The sequence below is a fragment of the Stenotrophomonas sp. GD03877 genome (genome assembly GCF_029840555.1).
Lineage (GTDB): Bacteria > Pseudomonadota > Gammaproteobacteria > Xanthomonadales > Xanthomonadaceae > Stenotrophomonas > Stenotrophomonas geniculata.
This window is the reverse complement of record NZ_JAOCCT010000009.1, coordinates 95,588-114,945: the sequence shown is the minus strand read 5'-3', so window position 1 is coordinate 114,945 and position 19,358 is coordinate 95,588. Positions and strand designations below refer to the sequence as shown.

Below are 19,358 nucleotides of genomic sequence, written 5' to 3'. Positions count from 1 at the left end.
TGTCGGGTGCTTCATATGCAGCGGATACCGGTCAATCGATATCCAGGAAGCTGCGCAGCTGCTCCGAGCGGCTCGGGTGACGCAGCTTGCGCAGGGCCTTCGCTTCGATCTGGCGGATGCGCTCGCGGGTCACGTCGAACTGCTTGCCGACCTCTTCCAGCGTGTGGTCGGTGTTCATGTCGATGCCGAAGCGCATGCGCAGCACCTTGGCTTCCCTCGGGGTGAGGCCGGCCAGCACGTCGCGCACGGTTTCAGACAGATTGATGTTGGTGGTGTTCTCGATCGGGGACTCCACGTTGGTGTCCTCGATGAAGTCGCCCAGATGGGAATCCTCGTCGTCGCCGATCGGGGTTTCCATCGAGATCGGCTCCTTGGCGATCTTCATCACCTTGCGGATCTTGTCTTCCGGCATGTCCATTTCCTTGGCCAACTCCTCCGGCGTAGCCTCGCGGCCGTACTGCTGGAGCATCTGGCGGGAAATGCGATTCAACTTGTTGATCGTCTCGATCATGTGCACCGGAATACGGATGGTGCGCGCCTGGTCGGCAATCGAGCGGGTGATCGCCTGGCGGATCCACCAGGTGGCGTAGGTCGAGAACTTGTAACCGCGGCGGTACTCGAACTTGTCCACGGCCTTCATCAGGCCGATGTTGCCTTCCTGGATCAGGTCGAGGAACTGCAGGCCGCGGTTGGTGTACTTCTTGGCGATCGAGATCACCAGGCGCAGGTTGGCCTCGACCATTTCCTTCTTGGCCTTGCGCGCCTTGGCTTCACCGTAGGCCATGGCACGGCTGATTTCCTTCAGCTCTTCCAGGTCCAGCTGGGTCAGCTTCTCGATGTCGATCGTCGCCTGCTGTTCGGCGATGATCTGGTCCTTCACTTCGCGCAGGGCCGACGACCACTTCTGCTTGCGCTTCAGTGCGTCTTCCACCCACTCCAGGTTGGTCTGGTTGCCTTCCCAGGAACGGATGAAGTCCTTGCGCGGCATGCGTGCAGTGACGGTGGCCAGGTTCAGCACGCGGCGCTCATGGGCCTTGATCGACGCCATGGTGTCGCGCAGCTGCTTGGTCAGCACGTCGGTCAGCGGCAGCGGCAGCTTCAGGGTGACGAACACCGCCGACATCTCTTCGCGCAGGCGCGGCAGGTTCTTCTTGTCGCCCTTGGTCGCGGCCTTCTTGAAAGCATTGAAGGCATCGCTCAGCGCCTGCATGCGCGCAGCGACCTCCTCCGGGTCCGGACCGGTCGGTGCGGCTTCTTCGTCGCCACCCTCGACATCATCGTCCTCGTCCTCGTCGCCTTCGGCGTCGGCATCGTCGCTGTCATCAGTGGCAGCTGCGGCCGGCGCCGGGGCTTCGTCCGTCAGGTCGTTGAAGCCGACGATCACTTCGGCCAGGCGCTTCTTGCCTTCCTTGTGGGCTTCGTAGTCGGTCAGCAGCGACTCGACCGAGACCGGGAACTGGCCCAGGGCGGCCTGGACCTGCGAAAGGCCTTCCTCGATGCGCTTGGCGATGGCGATTTCGCCTTCGCGGGTCAGCAGCTCGACGGTGCCCATTTCGCGCATGTACATGCGCACCGGGTCGGTGGTACGGCCACCTTCGGTGTCGAGCGCGCTCAGTGCAGCGGCGGCTTCTTCGGCCGCGGTGTCATCGACTTCGCGGTTACCGGTGTTGCCGTCGTTGAGAAGCAGGGTTTCCACATCCGGCGCAACTTCATGGACATCGATGCCCATGCCGTTGATCATGCCGATGATGTCTTCGATCTGTTCCGGGTCGACCATGTCGTCCGGCAGATGGTCATTGACTTCGGCGTAGGTCAGGTAGCCCTGTTCCAGGCCCTTGCTGATCAGTTGCTTGATTTCGGATTGGGCAGGACGTTCGTTGGCCATGTAGTGCTCGCGCCACCGGCTAGGGAGAAATAGGGAACGTAGCATTATACCAGCCCGGGGCCCGGCCTGCCGGGCGGTGGTCCCGGCGGCCTAGGGCCTGAGAAGGAAGGTCACAGGACCGTCATTGACCAGGCTGACGACCATATGGGCACCAAATCGGCCCGTTTCCACCCCTGGCGCGTGATTTTCACGACAGATCTCGACAAATCGATTGAACCCGCGTTCAGCCTCGTCCGGCGGCGCGGCGCTGGTGAAGCTGGGCCGCATGCCCGATCGGGTGTCGGCCGCCAGGGTGAACTGGCTGACCAGCAGCAGGCCGCCGCCGGTGTCGCGCAGCGACCGGTTCATCTTCCCGGCCTCGTCGGCGAACACCCGGTAGCCCAGCAGGCGCTCGGCCATGCGCCGCAGCTGGGCCTCGGTGTCGCCCGGTTCCATGCCCACCAGCGCCAGCAGGCCCGGGCCGATCTGGCCGACCGCTTCATCATCGACGTGGACGGCAGCCTGGCTGACACGCTGGATCAGGACGAGCATCGTGGGCTCCTAATGAACACGGCCGGCCACGATAGCAGCGCCCTTGGCTAAACTGGCGCCGATGAATCCGCAACGCAAAGCCCGGCTGGTCTACCGCGCCACCACCCTGTTCGCCCGCCTGCCCTGGCCACTGCTGCGGGGAATCGCCCGTGCCCTGTCCTGGACCTGGATCAGTCTCAACGCCCGTGAGAGCCGCGTCACCCGGCGCAACCTGGAGCTGGCCTACCCGGACCTGGAGGGCGCCGCGCGCGACCGCCTGCACCGGGAGCTGCTGCGCTCCACCGCCCTGCAGGCCATCGAAACCCTGCGCCTGTGGAGCCAGGCGCCGGCCGACAACCTGCGCCTGCACCTGAAGCAGCGCCACGGCGAGGCCCTGTACGACGCGGCGTTGGCCAGCGGCAAGGGCGTGATCGTGGCGGCGCCGCACTTCGGCAACTGGGAGCTGCTGAACCAGTGGCTGGCCTCGCGCGGGCAGATCGCCATCGTCTACAAGCCACCGGAGGACGAGGCCAGCGATGCCTTCCTGCAGCTGGTGCGGGGCGGCCAGAACGTACAGCAGGTGCGTGCCGAAGGCCCGGCCGTGCGCCAGCTGTTCAAGGTGCTCAAGGACGGCGGTGCCACCGGCATCCTGCCCGACCAGCAGCCCAAGGCCGGCGATGGGGTGTTCGTGCCGTTCTTCGGCGTGCAGGCGCTGACCATGACCCTGGTCAACCGGCTGGCCGAGCGTACCGGCGCCACCGTGCTGTATGGCTGGTGCGAGCGCATCGGGCCGGACATGGAGTTCGCCCTGCACATCGAACCGACCGACCCCGCCGTGGCCGACCCGGACCCGCAGGTGGCCGCCACCGCGCTCAATGCAGGCATCGAGCGCATCGCCCGCCGCGACCCTGCGCAGTACCAGTGGACCTACAAGCGCTATACGCTGCGGCCATCGGGCAGTGGCGAGGAAGACCCCTACGCGACCGAGGAACACCCGCATTGACGGCCGCTCCACTCAGGCCACCGGCCCCTGCGACCGGCGGCCGCACCACGTTGAATACGACGCCGGCGCCCCCATAGAGACTGCGATGTCCGCCTCCCCCGGTCCTGCCATGCCTGCTGCTTCTTCCCTGTTCGGCGATCCGGCCGCGATCCGCTGCGAGCGCGCGGTTTCCGAACTGCGTGCCGGTCGCCCGGTGCTGCTCCACGATGGCCAGGGCCAGCGCCTGGCGGTGATCGCGCTGGACAGCGCCACGGCCAGCAGCTTCGCTGCCTTCGCCAATGCCGCCCACGAGCGGCATTACCTGTTCCTGACCGCCACCCGCGCCCGCGTGCTTGGCGTGGAGGCCCCGCAGGGTGCGCGCCTGCCGCTGGCCGGTGTTGCCTTCGACGCCCTGCCCTCGCTGGGCTATCTGCGCGAACCGGGCCCGATGCCGGACGGCTGGAGTGCCGGTGACGCCTTCGACGCAGGCGCCGTGGAACTGGCCCGCCTTGGCCTGTTGCTGCCGGCCATGGTGGCGGTGCGCCTGGACGCCGAAGACCGCACCTTCGATGGCGCGGCCGAGGTGGCCCTGTGCGACCTCGCCGAAGGCGCAGCACATGCCGCGCATGATTACGAACTGGTGGCGCGTTCACCGGTGCCGTTGCGCGATGTCGGCATGACCACCTTCGCGGTGTTCCGTGGCGGCGTCGCCCAGCGTGACCAGGTCGCGATCATCGTCGGCGAACCGGACCTGTCGGCGGTGGTACCGGTGCGCGTGCACTCCTCGTGCCTGACCGGTGACCTGTTCGGCTCGCTCAAGTGCGACTGCGGCGACCAGCTGCGGCGCGGCCTGCGCAAGCTGAAGGAACTGGGCGGCGGCGTGCTGCTGTACCTGGACCAGGAAGGCCGCGGCACCGGCATCGCCGCCAAGATGCGCGCCTACGGCTACCAGCACGACGGCCTGGACACCATCGACGCCGACGCACAGCTCGGCTTCGGTGCCGACGAGCGCCGCTACGGCAGCGCGGTGGCCATGCTGCGTGGCCTGGGCATTTCGCGCGTGGCCCTGCTCAGCAACAACCCGACCAAGGCGCAGCGCCTGCGCAATGCCGGCATCGAAGTGCTGGACTGCATTCCGGTCACCGGCGAGATCACCGCCGAGAACGAACACTACCTGCGCACCAAGGCCGATCGTGCCGGCCACCTGCTGGATGTGGACGCGCTGATCCAGGCTGCCCAGTAACGCAGCCGACCTGCTACCGTCTGCGCGGTGCGGCCACGGCCGCCACCGCCCGCCCTGCCACCTGACGGAGCCCGCGTGACCGACGTTCCCCTTACTGCTCCGCCCACCGATGCCTGGCAGTCGCTGCCGCGCCGCGCCTCGCGGCTGGCCGCACTGGAAGGTGCCTTCGGTGGCCTGTTTGTGCCGGGCCTCCCACTGGCCGCTGCATGGTGGTTCTTCGATCTGCCCGGTGGCGTGTGGGTCGCAGCCCTTGGGCTGCTGGTGGGGGCTGCATGTGGTGCGTGGCTCGGCCACCGCCGCCTGGTCCGCACCCGTTGGCGGCTGGACGCACAGGGCCTGGGCCTGCGGCGAGACCTGATGTGGCAGCTGGAAACGCGCATTCCCCTGTCGCGCGTGCAGCACCTGGACCTGCGCCGCGGGCCACTGGAACGCCGCGCCGGGCTGGCCACGTTGATCGTGCACACGGCCGGCACCCGCATGAGCGCGGTGACCGTCAGCGGCCTGGACGAGGCGGATGCCGAGCGCCTGCGCGACACCCTGTCCCATCAGCTCGACCAGGACGCCGACGCCCTGTGAGCCTGCCACCACCTCTGCCTGCAGCGCTGCCCACCGGTGGCGAGGACCACCGCCTGCATCCGTGGTCATGGTTGTTCGTACTGTTGATGCAGCTGCGCCATTACTTCCTGCCGCTGGTCGCGCTGCTGGTGTTCGGCCAGCGGGGTGACCGCGACCCGATGTGGGCGCAGCTGATTCCGCTGACGGCAATTGCCGCACTGGTACTGGTGTCTGTGCTGCAGTACCTCAGCTACCGCTACCGTATTGGCAGTGATGCAATTACCGTGCGCAGCGGTCTGCTGGCGCGCAACCGCCGCGAGATCCCGTTCGCCCGCATCCACAACGTGGAAGTGCGGCAGAATCCGTTGCACCGGCTGTTCGGCGTGGCCGAGCTGCGCCTGGAATCGGCCGGCGGCGTGCGTCCGGAAGCCGAAATGCGGGTACTGAAGCTGGACCAGGCGCTGGCACTGGAACGACTGGTGCGCCAGCGTGGGCAGGCACCGCAGGCCGCCGACGTTGTCGCCGCCCCCTCGATCACCGAGGCCGACACCGAACAGGTACTGCTGCGCCTGTCGAGCTGGGACGTGGTGCGCATGGGCCTGCTCTCCAACCGTGGCTGGGCGCTGGCGATCGCCGCGTTCGGTGTTCTGTTCCAGACCGTGCCGCGGCCGGTGATGGACGATGCCCTCCAGCGCGGTGGCCGCGAGGCCTTCGGCTACGCCAGCCACCTGCACCCCGGCGTGGCCGGCGCGTTCCTGCTGCTGGCTGCGGCTCTGTTGCTGGGCTGGCTGGCGCTGCGCGTGTTGTCGGTGGTGCTGACGCTGCTGCGCTACCACGGCTTCACCCTCAGCGAGCAGGATCGCCGCCTGACCGTTTCGGCTGGCCTGCTCAGCCGCACCCGCAGCAGCGTGGCGCGCCGGCGCATCCAGGCCTGGACGCTGCGCGAAGGTACGGTGCAGCGCTGGTTCGGGCTGCGCCAGCTGCGCATCGACAGCGCCGCCGGTGGCCCTGCGCGCGATGAGGACCGCGCCCTGCGCGAACTTGCACCGCTGGCGTCAAGTACGCGTTGCGAGCAGCTGGTGCAGCACCTGCTGCCACAGTTGCAGTGGCCACCGGCGCAGTGGCAGTCCATTCCGCAGCGCGGCTGGTGGCGGCTGTGCCTGGGCGCGCTGCTGCTGGTGCCGCTGCTGGCTGCGGCCGCGTACTGGCGCTGGGGCCCATGGGGCCTGCTGGTGCTGGCGTGGCTGCCGGTGGCGCTGCTGGTCGCGCACCGGCAGATGGCGCGCATGGGCTGGTACCTGGACGAGCACTATGTGGCGGTGCGCGGCGGCTGGTGGAAGCGCTGGTGGCGCTGGGCCGAGCTGGACAAGGTGCAGGGCCTGCGCCTGCAGCGCTCGCCGCTGGACAGGCTGCTGGGCACCAGCAGCCTGCAGCTGGATACCGCCGGCGCGCATGGCGATGTGGCGCTGACCCTGCACCATCTGCCGCAGGCACAGGCGCAGCAGGTGATGGAGCAGCTGGCCGCAGCACTCGCGCGGCGCAAGCTGCGCTGGTGACGGCGGGGCCGGATCCCGGCCGCGCATCCACGCATGGCGTGGATCTACTGTAGAGCCGAGCCCACGCTCGGCTTGCCGCAGCCGAGCATGGGCCCGGCGCTACATCACCCCCCCGGTTACCGCTGCGAGGGGCCCCAATAGCCCAGGTCCTTGCGGATCTGCAGGTCGCGCATCCAGCTGCCGAACGGCTTGCGCCGCAGCGCGCCCATTTCGCCGGACAGGAAATCCTCGGTGGCCGCGATCACGCGCTCGCTGGACAGGCCATCGCGGTACGGGTGGATGGCATCGGCGTAGCGCACGATTTCCGCCTGCAGCGCCGCGTCCGGGTGCAGCGCGCGCTGCAGCATCGCCTGCAGCTGCGCAGGATCATCGAAGTCGATCATGTGCGGCTTGGGCACGCGGTTGCGGAAAGTCACCACTGGCTTGTGCTGGACAATGAACTCCGAAACGATCGACGAGGTATCCGATACCAGCACATCGGCGGCGCGCTGCGCGGCCATCACCTGCTCGGGCTCGATGAAGCGGGCATTGGCACCGGCCAGCGCGCGGTAGCGTTCGAACAGTTCCGGCGGGCACTTCGGGTGCAGGGTCAGCAGCCAGTAGTGATCACCAGCAGCGATATCGGCGGCGATCTGCGCGTGCAGGTGCGGGGCCGCGCTCAACCGTTCAGTGAAGGTCGAGCCGAACAGGATCACCGGGCGCTCGCCGGCCGGAGCACGCAACGCGGCGCTCTCGCCACCGTCATCGCGGAACAGCGGGTCCAGCTTCGGCCAGCCGGTCTCTGCCACCGCGAAATGGCCCTGCAGGGCAGCGATCTCGCGGAACGGCGCAGTGGTGGCCGGCCCCTGTGTGCAGTACAGGTCGAACATGCCGCGCACCCTGAAGTGGCCGCGGGCACTGTCACGCTTCTCCACGTTGAAGCCATGAAACAGCTGCACCTTGGCCCCGGAAAGGAAGGTCGGCACCCAGTTGGCGGCGCTGAACACCGCACGCGGGCGCATCGCCAGGGCCTGCTTCAGGCCCACGTTGGGCACCCCCGGCAGGCTGCTGCCGGCCGCTCCGCCCTCGAACCAGGCGGCCACCTCCTGCCCGGACGCGTGCAAGGCCTGCGCCAACGGGGCGAGAATAGGCAGCGCATAGCGCTCCGTCGCAAACAACAGGTACCCGGCCATCATGTCCTCCACGACCGCTCCCATCGAACGGCCTCGCATCTCGGCGTGCATTATCGCGTTCAACGAGGCCGGGCGCATCGGCGACTGCCTGGCCTCGCTGGCCTTCTGCGATGAGATCGTGGTGGTCGACTCGCAGTCCACCGATGCCACCGTGGCCATCGCCGAGGCTGCCGGTGCCCGCGTGCTGCAGCGCCGGTTCGAGGGTTTCCGCAGCCAGAAGGCGTTCTGCGTCGAGCAGGCCAGCCACGACTGGGTGCTGTGCCTGGACGCCGACGAACGCATCAGCCCCGAGTTGCGTACGGCCATCGAGCAGGCCCGCGACGGCGGTTTCAGCGGCCACGCCGGCTACCGTTTCGCCCGCCTCTCGGAATATTTCGGGAAGTTCCTGCGCCACGGCAATGCCTACCCGGACCGGGTGATGCGGCTGTTCGACCGCCGCCAGGGCGGCTGGCGCGGCAAGCGCGAGATCCATGAGGCGGCCAGCGTCGACGGCAGCGTCGGTACGCTGCGCGGCGACCTGATCCACTACCCGTACCGGTCATTGCAGCAACAGCTGGCCAAGACCGAGAAGTACGCACGGATGATGGCCGAGCACGAGTTCGCACGCGGCAAGCGGGCCACCCTGGGCAAGCTGGTACTGGCGCCGGCCTGGCGGTTCTGGCGCGGCTTCCTGTTCCGTGGCGGCTTCCGCGATGGCTGGCATGGCCTGGTGTATGCCTACGTACGCGCCAACTACGTGCGGCAGAAGACCATCATGCTGTGGATGCTGGGCAATGGACAGGCGGTGGCCGACCCGGCGCCTTCCGCGGACCGGCCGTGACCACGCTGTGTCACACTGCGCGGGCGTTGCCTGAAGACCCCCCATGAAAATCCTGTACACCAACTTCCACTACGGCGACGGTGGCGGCCACACCACGTACATCGTCTCGTTGGCGCGTGCGTTGCACGGCCAGCACACGCTCCATGTCGCCGCGCCGGCCGACAGCCGCCTGCTGCGGACCATGGCCGATGAGGGCATTGCCCGCACACTGCCGATTGCGTTCGGCAGCGGCCTGCCAACGCTGCCCCGGCAGCTGGCCGAACAGCGTGCGCTGCGCAGGCTGGTGCGCGATGAAGGCATCGACCTGATCCACGTCAACGGTGCGCGCGACCACCGCTTCGTGATGCAGGGGCTGCTTGGCATGCGCCGCCCGCCGATCGTGCTGACCAAGCACAACAGCAAACCCACCGACACCTTCGGCAATGCGCTGCGCGCACGCTGGGCCACCGATCGGCTGATCGCGGTCTCGGCCGACACCAAGCGCCTGCTGGAACAGGGCCCATACCGTCGCTGCCCGATCGACGTGGTCCGCAACGGCGTGGACCTGGAGCGCTACTCGCCACAGCCGGCCGGCACCGGCAGCGCGCTGCGCCAGCAATGGACGCGGGATCCACAGGCGCTGGTGCTGGTCAGCAATGCCGGCACCGACGATTACAAGGGCTGGATCGACCTGGCCCAGGCCATCGCGCGGCTGCCCGATGCGGTACGCCCGCACGTGCACATGGCCGTGGCCGGCCACCTGCCCACCGCGCAGCAGCGCGAACAGGTGCAGGCGCTGGGCGAGGTGGCCGCGCAGGTGCACTTCACCGGCCTGCTGGCCGATACCCGCGTACTGATCGCGGCCGGCGATGCTGGCTTCGTGCTGTCCCATGACGTCGAGACGATCTCCTTCGCCTGCCGCGAGATGATGGCCAGCGCCAAGCCGATGCTGGTCAGCGATTACGCGGGCCTGCCGGAAAACATCGAACAAGGTGTCGATGGCTGGGTCGTTGCCACCCGCGACATCGACGCCATCGCCGCACAGGTGCAGGCGCTGTACGCACAGCGCGATGCGCTGCCGGAACATGGCCGGGCAGCACGCCGCCATGCACAGCGGGAGTTCGGCCTGCAGACATTCGCCGACGCCACGCTGGCCAGCTACCACGCCGCCCTGGCCAGCCCCTGAGCCAGGTTGCCCGAACGCTCAATCGGTGATGCCGGGCCCCTGCAGGCGGCGCTCGTGCTCGAGTTCCGCCGCCGACGGCCGGCAGGTGCCGGCGACCGCGTCGGCAGGCACCAGCCACCAGCGGCGACGATTGGAAATGCCCGCCATTTCGGCCTGCGCACGATCAATGCAGGCCTGCATCGCATCTTCGTTCACCAGCAGCCAGCGGTGCTGCGGAACCAGCCGCTGCCAGCGCACGGCTGCCTGCAGCTGTTGATGCCAACGCGCTTCGAATCCAAAGGTGGCCGCAGGACGATCGGCCATCAGCAGGTTCTGCTCTTTCCATGCCACCAGTCCCAGCTCGGCCTGCGGGCCGATGCGTGCGCTGACCTCGCGCATCAGGCCACGGGCCGAGCTGGAATCGTTCAACACCGGATAACCGACCAGGCTGTACAGCACCCAGACCCCGGCCAGAGTAGCGACCAGGGCAACGTGCCGACGCCGGCGCCCGCACACCCACAGGCTCAAGGCCGACCAGACCGCCATCGCCAGCGCCGTCCAGGCCAGCGCATCGGTGGCACCGGGAAGCAACCCGCGGCCATGGGTAAGACGCACTTCGAAATCCGGATCACCCAGCAGCGCCAGCGCACCGACCAGGCCCAGCGCCAGTGCCAGCAACGCGGTGAATGCGCCCAGCACACGCTGCACATCGCACCGCCTCAGCAGCCCCGGCAGCAACGGCGCCAACGCCAGGCAGAACATCGGCAATGCCGGCAGGATGTAGACGTCGCGCTTGCCGTGCGGGATAGAGAAGAACAGCACGACCAGCAGCCACCAGGCCAACGGCAGCAGGTAGCGCGCATCGCGCCGGCGCAGCCGCCGGAACCAGGCCGGAAGCGCCCACGGCAGCAGCAGGAACGCGGGGATCCACATCGACGGCATGATCGCCAGGAAGTACCACCACGGCTGGTGATGGTCCCAGGACTGCGTATAGCGCCGTGCGGTCTGCCGGAACAGGATGTCGTCCATGTAGGCGCGGTACGGCTCCGAGCCGGTGGCCAGGCCGGCCAGCAGCATCGGCGCCAGCCACAACGACACCGCCAGCAGGAAGGCCAGCGGTGCCAGCCAGAAGCGCAGGTCACGCACGTGCAGGCTCACCCGCGGCCAATGCAGCATGGATGCGACTGCGGCCGGCACGATCATCATCAGCGCCAGCACGCCTACGCCCTTGGTGATCACCCCGATGCCGGCGAAGAACCAGCCCATCCACCACCATCGCCAGGCCGGGCCCAGCAGCAGATGGCGCAGCAGGCCGTAGTTGGCCAGGGTGATGAACAGCACCACCAGCGGATCGATCTGCGCCTTCTTCGCCTGGAAGGTGAAGTGCAGCGCGAACAGCAGTGCCCAACCCGCGTACAGCCCCACCTGCCGCGTCCACAGGCGGCGGCCGAGATCGACCACGCACCACAGCGTGCCCAGCGCGGCCAGCAGCGAGGGCAGCAGGAACGCCACCCGCCAGTGGCCGACCAGGCTGTACAGCGCGGCCTGCCACCACATCAGCATCGGCGGCTTGTCCGAATACAGTTCGGGGCCGCGATGCGGGAACAACCAGTAACCGCTGTCGACCATCTGCTTGGCCACCAGCGCGAAACGTGGCTCATCCGATGGCCACGGATCACGCAGGCCCAGGCCGGCCCCCAGCACCAGCAGGGCCATCACCACCAACAACCACGTCTGGCGCGACGCGTGGGTTTTCAGCATGGGACTCGAAACGGCAGCGGGGGTCAGGCTGCTTTTAACAGACGCGCGTAGAAGAAACCGTCAGCATCGTTTTCACCCGGCAGCCGCTGGCGTGCCACCCCTTCGCAATCGACGCCGAACGCGTCGCCCAATGGCTGCGCCACGGCATCCGGATGCCACTTCAGGAACGCGCGCACCTGATCGATGTTCTCGGCGCGCAGGATCGAACAGGTGGCATACAGCAGCACGCCGCCCGGGCGCAGCATCGACCAGCAGGCTTCCAGCAGGCGCGCCTGCACGCCGACCAGTGCATCGATGTCTTCAGCGCGACGGTGGAACATCACATCCGGCTGGCGGCGGATCACGCCAGTCGCCGAGCACGGCGCATCCAGCAGGATCGCGTCGAACGGCACGCCATCCCACCAGGCACCGGGATCACTGGCATCGGCAGCCAGGGTCTGCGCATGTTCGCCCACGCCGGTGCGGGTGTAGGTATCGCGTGCGCGGGCCAGACGGCGCGCGTCGATATCCAGCGCCAGCAGGCGCAGGCTGGGGTCGCGTTCCAGCAGGTGCGCCGACTTGCCGCCGGGTGCCGCGCAGGCGTCCAGCACGCGGGCACCGGCCACCGGGGCCAGCGCATCGGCCGCACACTGCGCCGACAGGTCCTGCACCGAGATCGCGCCCTCGGCGAAGCCGGGCAGCTGATTCACGGCAACCGGAGAGGCCAGCCGCAACGCGTCGGCGCTGAGCGGACTGGCTTCCGCGGCGATGCCGGCTTCGGCCAGCGCTGCCAGTGCCTTGTCACGGCCGCCCTGCTGGCGGTTGGCGCGCAACCACAGTGGCGCCGGTTGCAGGCTGGCGCTGAAGATCGCGTCGGCCTGCGCCGGCCAATCGCGTTCCACCGCATCGGCCAGCCATTCCGGGAAGGCATCGCGCGCGGGCTGTTCCGGGAAACCTTCGCGCTGCGCGCGGCGCAGGATCGCATTGACCAGGCCTGCCTGGCGCTCACGGCCCAGTGCACGCGCGGCATCGACCGTGGCCGACAGCGCCGCGTGCGCCGGCAGCTCGAGCACGTCCAGCTGGGCGAACCCGACCATCAGCAGCGTGCGCAGGTCGGCATCACGCGCCGACAGCGGCTTCTGCATCCAAGACTGCAGCGCCGCGTCATAGGTGCTGCGACGACGCAGGACGGCAAAACACAGGGCTTCCAGCAGCGCGCGGTCGCGGCTGTCGGCCAGCTTCGGCAGCGCCCAGGCCAGCTCGGCCTTCAGCGAACGGCCACGGGTGAACACCTGTGCCAGCACACGTGCGGCCAGCATGCGCGTGGCCGCGCCCGGCGCCGCCTTGGCGACGGAGAAATCGTTCTGCTTCGACACCGCTTATGCCCCCACGCGCAGATCGCGGCGGGCGTTGAGGTAGTCGGCCGCAGTAATCGCCTTGCCACCTTCCCGCTGCAGCACTCGCAGGCGCAGCGCGCCCTGGCCACAGGCGATGTCGATGCCATCGCGGCTGGCGGCCAGTACGGTGCCCGGTGCCTGGCCGTGGTCCGCCTCCAACGCCACCGCACCATGGATGCGCACGCGTTCACCGGCCAGCGTCGCCTCGGCGATCGGCCACGGATTGAACGCGCGCACGGTACGCGCCAGCGCGCCGGCGTCCTGCGCCCAATCCAGCTTCGCTTCGGCCTTGTCCAGCTTGTGCGCGTAGGTCACGCCCTGCTCCGGCTGCGGCCGCGCGATCGGCTTGATGCCGGCACGCAGCAGGCCCAGGCCATCGGACAGCACCTGTGCGCCCAGCTCGGCCAGCTTGTCATGCAGCTGGCCACCGGTATCGGTGGCCGCGATCGGCAGTTCCTGGTGCAGCAGCACCGGGCCGGTGTCCAGGCCGGCCTCCATCTGCATCAGGCAGACGCCGGTCTTGGCGTCGCCGGCCTGGATCGCGCGCTGGATCGGCGCGGCACCGCGCCAGCGCGGCAGCAGCGAGGCATGCACGTTCCAGCAGCCGTGGGTCGGAATGGCCAGCACCGCCTTGGGCAGGATCAGGCCATAGGCCACTACCACCATCAGATCCGGCTGCAGGTCGCGCAGCTGCTGCTGGGCGGCCGCGTCCTTCAGCGACTCCGGCTGGTAGACCGGAATGCCACGGGCCACGGCTTCCAGCTTGACCGGAGACGGCGCCAGGCCACGGCCACGGCCGGCCGGACGATCAGGCTGGGTGTAGACGGCCACGACCTCATGATGGCGCGCAGCCGCGCGCAGCGATGACACCGCGAATTCCGGCGTACCGGCAAAGACAATCCTCATGGCTACCCCACTTGCAGGATGGATTCGTGCAGGAAAGAAAACGGCGCCGTCGGCCGGCGCCGTACAGCCCGCGCGTGCCGCGCAGGCGCGGGCCACCCGAAGGGTGGCCCGGATTGGCGATCACGCCACGTGCTTGCGCTGCTTGGCCAGCTTCTTGCGCACCATCTCGCGCTTGAGCGGCGACAGATAGTCGATGAACAGCTTGCCGTCCAGGTGATCCATCTCATGCTGGATGCAGGTGGCCAGCACTTCGCCGGCTTCCATCTGCTGTTCCTGGCCGTTGCGGTCCAGGTACTTCACGGTGATGGTATCGGCACGGGTGACGTCAGCGAAGATGCCCGGAACCGACAGGCAGCCTTCCTGGTACACCCGGCCCCCGTCCTTGGCGACGATTTCCGGGTTGATGAACACATGCGGTTCATTCTTTTCTTCGCTGACGTCGATGACCATGAAGCGCTTGTGCACGTCCACCTGGGTGGCGGCCAGGCCGATGCCCGGGGCGTCGTACATGGTCAGGAACATGTTGTCGATCAGTTCCTGGAAGGCCGGCGTGGTGACTTCGGCGGCTTCGATCAACGCAGCCTTGGTACGCAGGCGCGGATCGGGGAACTCGAGAATGGGGAGAAGGGCCATGGCTGTTTCCGGATAGGGGGCCGGCACGCCGGCATACGTCGCAGATTCTAGCTCCAACGCTTGCCTTGCGCCCCGGTTTCTGGACTATAGTGCGCGAACCTGTTGGGGAATCAGGGCTTCACACCTATGTTGCTTCGTTTTCGTACGGTCGTCGCCGCGGCGATGCTGACCGTGGCTGCCTATGCTACCGCCGTGGAAGTGAATGGCGGGCACCCGGACACCTATGTGGTCCGAAAAGGGGATACGTTGTGGGATATCGCCGCACGTTTCCTGCAGAAGCCGTGGCTGTGGCCGGAGATCTGGCAGGCCAATCCGCAGATCGCCAATCCGCACCTGATCTATCCCGGTGACGTGCTCAGCCTGGCCTATCTGGACCGGGTGACCGTCGCTGCCAAGCCCGGCCCGCGCCAGGAAGCCCCGATCGATGCCATTCCGCTGGCCCAGGTCGAGCCGTTCCTGAAGCAGCTGAGCGTGGTCGACAGCATCGAGCAGCTACCCTACGTGGCCGGCCTGGAGGAAGAACGCCTGCGCGTCACCAGCGGCAGCGCGGTGTACGTGCGCCTGGCCGACGCCCAGCTGGGGCAGCGCTGGGCCGTGGTCCGCCCGACCGTGCGCTACGCCCAGCCCAAGCCGACCGAGGACCTGACCGCCAACGGCGACGTCACCCCGGGCAGCGGCAACCTGTGGCGGGCCTACAGCGCCCCCAACCACCGCCGCGGCGTGCTCGGCTATGAGCTGGCCCAGGTCGCCACCGGCACCATCACCCATGTCGCCGGCGGCAAGGTCGAGGCGTCCACCCTGGTGCTGGACAAGAACGAGGGCGGCCGCGAGGTGCGTGCCGGCGACCGCCTGGTCCCGGTCGAGGCCAAGCCGTACGACCTGCAGTTCATCCCCCATGTCCCGGCCGCCGGTGTGGAAGGCGTCGACGTGCGCGTGCTGGCCGTCACCGACATGTTCACCGCCGCCGGCCCGCGCGATGTGATCGCGATCTCGGCAGGCCGCGCGCAGGGCGTGGACAACGGCACCGTGTTCTCGCTGTGGCGCCCAGGCCGCCACGTGGCGCACCGCATGAAGTACCCGACATCGTCGCGCATGGACGATTCGCTCAGCACCGGCGCAGGCCGGGTCTCGCTGCCGGACGAATACGCCGCGCACGCCATGGTGTTCCGTACCTTCGACAACGTCAGCTACGCGCTGGTGATGCAGGGCGTGAAGCCGGTACGCGTGGGGTTCAACGCACTGCACCCGGACGCGAAGTAACCATCGCCAGGCGGCCCGGCCACTGCGTGTAGTGCCGGCCTCTGGCGGGCAGGCACCTCCGGCAAAGTCTGACAGCCACATGCGAAGGCGCCCTAGGGCGCCTTTGTTGTATGCGCTCGATAGTGGGGGGATGACCAACCCAACTGACGAGGCGCTGCTGCGCCTGTTGATGGCAGGCGGCGCGCTGGCACCACGGCGGGCCCTGCTGGAGGCCGCAGGCAATGCGGAAATCGCGATCGCGCAGGGCGCCGCGAACTGGCGCGCGCACGGCTGCACGCCAGAGCAGTGCGCCACACTGGAACGCCCGGACGCCCGGGCCTCGGCCGTGGCACGGCGCTGGCTGGAAGACGACAACCAGCACCTGCTGGCCTTCACCGATCCAGCATTCCCCCCGGCCCTGCTGGATGTCCCCAACCCACCCCTAGCGCTGTTCATCGCCGGTGACCCCAGCCTGGCCTGGCGCCCGTCGGTGGCGCTGGTCGGCAGCCGCTCGCCAACGCCGGGCGGACGCGCGCTGGCAGCCCGCTTTGCCGGCTGTTTCGTCGAAGCCGGACTGACGGTGACCAGCGGCCTGGCGGCGGGCATCGACGCCGCCGCCCACCAGGCGACACTCGACGCCGGTGGTTGCACCGTGGCGGTCATCGGCACCGGCCCGGACCGGGCCTACCCGGACAGCCACGCCCGCCTGCAGGCCCGGATCGCTACCGAAGGCGCGGTGCTCAGCGAGTACCTGCCGGGCACGCCGGCACGCCCCGGCCACTTTCCCGCCCGCAACCGGCTGGTGGCCGGGCTGGCACTGGCGACGGTGGTGGTCGAGGCCGCCCAGCGCTCCGGCGCCCTGATCACCGCACGCCTGGCTGCCGAGGCCGGCCGCGAGGTCTGCGCCCTGCCCGGCTCGGTGCTCAATCCACGCGCGGCGGGCTGCCATCGGCTGATCCGTGAGGGTGCTGCACTGGTCGAGTGCCCGGAGGAGGTCCTGGAACTGCTGGCCCCCGCCCTCCGCCAGCAGCTGCCGGGCTTGCAATCACGGTTGGCCACCCCCACTGAACAGGCACCGCCGGTACTCCTGCCGGCGCGCTGGGCCGACGACCCTGACTACCAGTGCTTGTGGCGGGCCCTGGACCACAACCCAAGCGGTATGGATTCACTGATCACGCGCTGTGGATTGACGGCGCCCCAGGTGTCCTCCATGCTGCTGGCCATGGAACTGGCGGGAATCGTGGTGTGCGTACACGGCCGCTACTGTCGAACTCCCTAGTTTCTTCACCTCCACAGCGTCGCGCGACGCAGGCCGAGGGGCAATGAAAGAGAGCATCCTGGACGTACTGCTGTACCTGTTTGAACACTATTTCAGCGAAGATGCGGACCTGATCCGTGACCGCGATTCGCTCCAGAACGGCCTGATCCAGGCCGGTTTCAGCCCAACCGAGATCAACAAGGCATTCGACTGGCTCGATGCCCTGGCCGCGCAGCGGCCGAGCGTGGCCCAGGCGCGGGTCGATGGCCCCGTGCGCGTCTACCACGGCCCCGAGCTGGACAAGCTGGACGTGGAATGCCGTGGTTTCCTGCTGTACCTGGAACAGCACGGCATCCTCGACGCCGACCAGCGCGAGCTGGTGCTGGACCGGGCGATGGCCCTGGACCAGGACGAACTGGACCTGGACGACCTGAAATGGGTCGTACTGATGGTGCTGTTCAACCAGCCCGGCTCCGAGGCGGCGTATGCCTGGATGGAGACGCAGATGTTCATGGACGAGCCAGAACCCCTGCACTGACCGTACACTTGGGGGCATAGCGCATTCAGGAGCGTCCCCGTGAGCGAGTGGTTCCATGCAGAAGGCAACCGGCAGCAGGGTCCGCTGCCGGCGGAACAGTTGGTCGAGTTGTTCCGCAACAACCAGATCTCCCTGGACACCCTGGTCTGGCGCGACGGCCTGCCGCAATGGCAGCCGTTGCGCACCGTGGTCGACGAACTCGGCCTGATCGTGCCGGCGCTGGACGCTGCCACGCCACCCGTGGAACCCGAGCCCGAACCGGAACCGGTGGCACCGCCTCCGCCGCAGCCGCCGGTACTGCCGCCGTCCACCCCCTACGCCACCAGTGCATCGGCCACCGCCCTGCCGGCGCCGAAGAAGAAGCTCTCCGGTTGCGCCCTGACCGCCATCATCGGCGGCGGCCTGCTGCTGGTGCTGGTACCGATCGTGGCCATCCTGGCCGCCATCGCGCTGCCTGCCTACAACGACTACACCGTGCGCGCCAAGGTCGCCGGCGCAGTGACCGCACTGCAGCCGTTGAAGGACAAGGTGCAGCATTTCGCCGATGACGAAGGCCGTTGCCCCGGTGCCAACGACGCCGGCTTCCCGGCCCCGGGTGACTTCGCCCATGCAGGGCTGTCGGCGGTGAACATCGGTCGCTTCAACAATGGCCACTGTGGCATCGAAGCCACCCTGGCGCTGCCCGGCAAGAGCCTCGATGGCGACCTGCTGTGGCTGGAATACGATCGCGACAGCGGCCGCTGGGAATGCAGTGGCGAAAGCAACGACAAGTACCTGCCGCCGTCGTGCCGCGGCTGAGCCACGCGCACGCCAGCACCTCCAAGGATGATTCAACAGGGAACATGCAATGACTGAGTGGTACTACGCCGAAGGACAGCAACGCCAGGGCCCGCTGCCGGTCCAGGAGATCCGCCAGCGCTTCCAGCGTGGCCAGCTCAACCTGGACACCCTGGTCTGGCGCGAGGGCATGGCCCAGTGGGCTGCACTGCGCCAGGTGGTCGACGAGCTCGGCCTGCAGACGCTGGCCGATGCCAGCACGGCCACCAGCAGCGGCGGCTTCGACCTGCGTGGTGACTATGCCGCCATCGACAACGGCAGCGCCCCGCTGCCCGGCACCGGCGCACTCAGCAGCTCGCCATACAGCGCTCCAGCCGCCGCCGGCGGCGGTGGCCACGCACAGCCGGTGGTTGGCGGTGAAGTGGTCTACGCGGGCTTCTGGAAGCGCGTGGCGGCCTACATGATCGACTACTTCGTGCTGGTCATCCCCGGCAGCATCATCGGTGCCATCCTCGGTGCGATCCTCGGCGCCAGCATGGGCGCGGTGGGCAGTGGCGAATCGGCCATCGAGATCGTGGCGCAGCTGGCCAGTGCCCTGATCAACCTCTGCATCGGCATGGCCTACTACACCTGGTTCCACGCCTCGCAGGGCGGCGCCACGCTGGGCAAGATGGCGGTCGGCATCAAGGTCGTGCGCGGCAACGGCGAGCGCCTGACCAAAGCGCGCGCATTTGGCCGCTACTGGGCCATGCTGCTGAGCAGCTTCACCCTCGGCATCGGTTTCCTGATGGCGGCCTTCACCGAGCGCAAGCAGGGCCTGCACGACATGATCTGCGACACCCTGGTGGTCGACCGCTGGGCCTACACCGACCAGCCGCAGCTGCAGCGCCGCGAGCTGGGCACGGTGACCGTGCTGGTGCTCGTGCTGACCGGCCTGCTGTCGCTGGCGGGCCTGGTCCTGCTGGTGTTCGCGGTCGGCTTCATCGCCAAGATGGCCTCATGA

At 68.4% G+C, this 19,358-nt stretch carries 18 protein-coding genes; 11 read left to right on the top strand and 7 right to left on the bottom strand.

Annotation, left to right across the window (positions count from 1 at the left end):
- Positions 1-31 precede the first annotated feature (31 nt).
- Positions 32-1,885 (bottom strand): RNA polymerase sigma factor RpoD, encoded by a 1,854-nt coding sequence (gene rpoD, locus N5D20_RS09360; protein WP_180836365.1) that lies wholly within the window; start codon positions 1,883-1,885, stop codon positions 32-34.
- Positions 1,886-1,975: 90 nt separating this feature from the next.
- Positions 1,976-2,416, bottom strand: coding sequence for a D-aminoacyl-tRNA deacylase (dtd, locus tag N5D20_RS09355; protein ID WP_049401012.1), 441 nt, complete (start codon positions 2,414-2,416; stop codon positions 1,976-1,978).
- 61 nt (positions 2,417-2,477) lie between these two features.
- On the opposite strand from dtd, the gene N5D20_RS09350 reads away from it, so the two are divergent.
- The 4 genes from N5D20_RS09350 to N5D20_RS09335 all read left to right on the top strand — a co-directional run bounded on the left by N5D20_RS09350 (position 2,478) and on the right by N5D20_RS09335 (position 6,731).
- Positions 2,478-3,398, top strand: a complete 921-nt coding sequence (locus N5D20_RS09350) for a lauroyl acyltransferase (RefSeq protein ID WP_053443572.1) — start codon at positions 2,478-2,480, stop codon at positions 3,396-3,398.
- A gap of 85 nt (positions 3,399-3,483) precedes the next feature.
- Positions 3,484-4,620 carry a GTP cyclohydrolase II RibA gene (gene ribA, locus N5D20_RS09345; RefSeq protein ID WP_049436894.1) on the top strand — a complete coding sequence of 379 codons (1,137 nt, stop codon included), beginning with the start codon at positions 3,484-3,486 and terminating at the stop codon, positions 4,618-4,620.
- A gap of 75 nt (positions 4,621-4,695) precedes the next feature.
- Complete coding sequence (locus N5D20_RS09340; RefSeq protein ID WP_043397520.1) at positions 4,696-5,196, top strand: PH domain-containing protein; 501 nt, start codon at positions 4,696-4,698, stop codon at positions 5,194-5,196.
- Entirely contained in the window at positions 5,193-6,731 is a 1,539-nt protein-coding gene (locus N5D20_RS09335; protein WP_049436893.1) for a PH domain-containing protein, read from the top strand. The genes N5D20_RS09340 and N5D20_RS09335 overlap by 4 nt, the downstream gene beginning before the upstream one ends.
- Positions 6,732-6,847: 116 nt before the next feature.
- Here N5D20_RS09335 and N5D20_RS09330 read toward each other — a convergent pair whose 3' ends face one another.
- Positions 6,848-7,906: a CDP-glycerol glycerophosphotransferase family protein gene (locus N5D20_RS09330; protein ID WP_054172581.1), complete on the bottom strand. Its 1,059-nt coding sequence runs from the start codon at positions 7,904-7,906 to the stop codon at positions 6,848-6,850.
- Between N5D20_RS09330 and N5D20_RS09325 the strand changes: the two genes are divergently transcribed.
- Both N5D20_RS09325 and N5D20_RS09320 read left to right on the top strand, forming a co-directional pair.
- Entirely contained in the window at positions 7,905-8,723 is an 819-nt protein-coding gene (locus N5D20_RS09325; RefSeq protein WP_197578597.1) for a glycosyltransferase family 2 protein, read from the top strand. The genes N5D20_RS09330 and N5D20_RS09325 overlap by 2 nt on opposite strands.
- Before the next feature lie 43 nt (positions 8,724-8,766).
- Positions 8,767-9,888, top strand: a complete 1,122-nt coding sequence (locus tag N5D20_RS09320; RefSeq protein WP_197578598.1) for a glycosyltransferase family 4 protein — start codon at positions 8,767-8,769, stop codon at positions 9,886-9,888.
- Between the two features lie 18 nt (positions 9,889-9,906).
- Here N5D20_RS09320 and N5D20_RS09315 read toward each other — a convergent pair whose 3' ends face one another.
- From N5D20_RS09315 to def, 4 genes are all read right to left on the bottom strand, one after another.
- Complete coding sequence (locus N5D20_RS09315) at positions 9,907-11,628, bottom strand: glycosyltransferase family 39 protein (protein ID WP_197578599.1); 1,722 nt, start codon at positions 11,626-11,628, stop codon at positions 9,907-9,909.
- 23 nt (positions 11,629-11,651) lie between these two features.
- Entirely contained in the window at positions 11,652-12,983 is a 1,332-nt protein-coding gene (gene rsmB, locus N5D20_RS09310) for a 16S rRNA (cytosine(967)-C(5))-methyltransferase RsmB (RefSeq protein ID WP_010481181.1), read from the bottom strand.
- A gap of 3 nt (positions 12,984-12,986) precedes the next feature.
- Entirely contained in the window at positions 12,987-13,910 is a 924-nt protein-coding gene (gene fmt / locus N5D20_RS09305; RefSeq protein WP_010481179.1) for a methionyl-tRNA formyltransferase, read from the bottom strand.
- Positions 13,911-14,030: 120 nt separating this feature from the next.
- Complete coding sequence (gene def / locus N5D20_RS09300) at positions 14,031-14,543, bottom strand: peptide deformylase (protein ID WP_010481177.1); 513 nt, start codon at positions 14,541-14,543, stop codon at positions 14,031-14,033.
- A gap of 126 nt (positions 14,544-14,669) precedes the next feature.
- Here def and N5D20_RS09295 point away from each other — a divergent pair, with 126 nt between their 5' ends.
- The 5 genes from N5D20_RS09295 (at position 14,670) to N5D20_RS09275 (ending at position 19,358) form a co-directional block, all read left to right on the top strand.
- Positions 14,670-15,803, top strand: a complete 1,134-nt coding sequence (locus N5D20_RS09295) for a LysM peptidoglycan-binding domain-containing protein (protein ID WP_054172585.1) — start codon at positions 14,670-14,672, stop codon at positions 15,801-15,803.
- A gap of 130 nt (positions 15,804-15,933) precedes the next feature.
- Positions 15,934-17,061, top strand: coding sequence for a DNA-processing protein DprA (dprA, locus tag N5D20_RS09290; RefSeq protein ID WP_197578600.1), 1,128 nt, complete (start codon positions 15,934-15,936; stop codon positions 17,059-17,061).
- A gap of 43 nt (positions 17,062-17,104) precedes the next feature.
- Positions 17,105-17,578 (top strand): DUF494 family protein, encoded by a 474-nt coding sequence (locus N5D20_RS09285; protein WP_005411195.1) that lies wholly within the window; start codon positions 17,105-17,107, stop codon positions 17,576-17,578.
- 39 nt (positions 17,579-17,617) lie between these two features.
- The gene (locus N5D20_RS09280; protein ID WP_197578601.1) at positions 17,618-18,376 is read left to right on the top strand and encodes a pilin; all 759 of its coding nucleotides are present in this window, start codon (positions 17,618-17,620) and stop codon (positions 18,374-18,376) included.
- Positions 18,377-18,425: 49 nt separating this feature from the next.
- The gene (locus tag N5D20_RS09275; RefSeq protein ID WP_019338923.1) at positions 18,426-19,358 is read left to right on the top strand and encodes an RDD family protein; all 933 of its coding nucleotides are present in this window, start codon (positions 18,426-18,428) and stop codon (positions 19,356-19,358) included.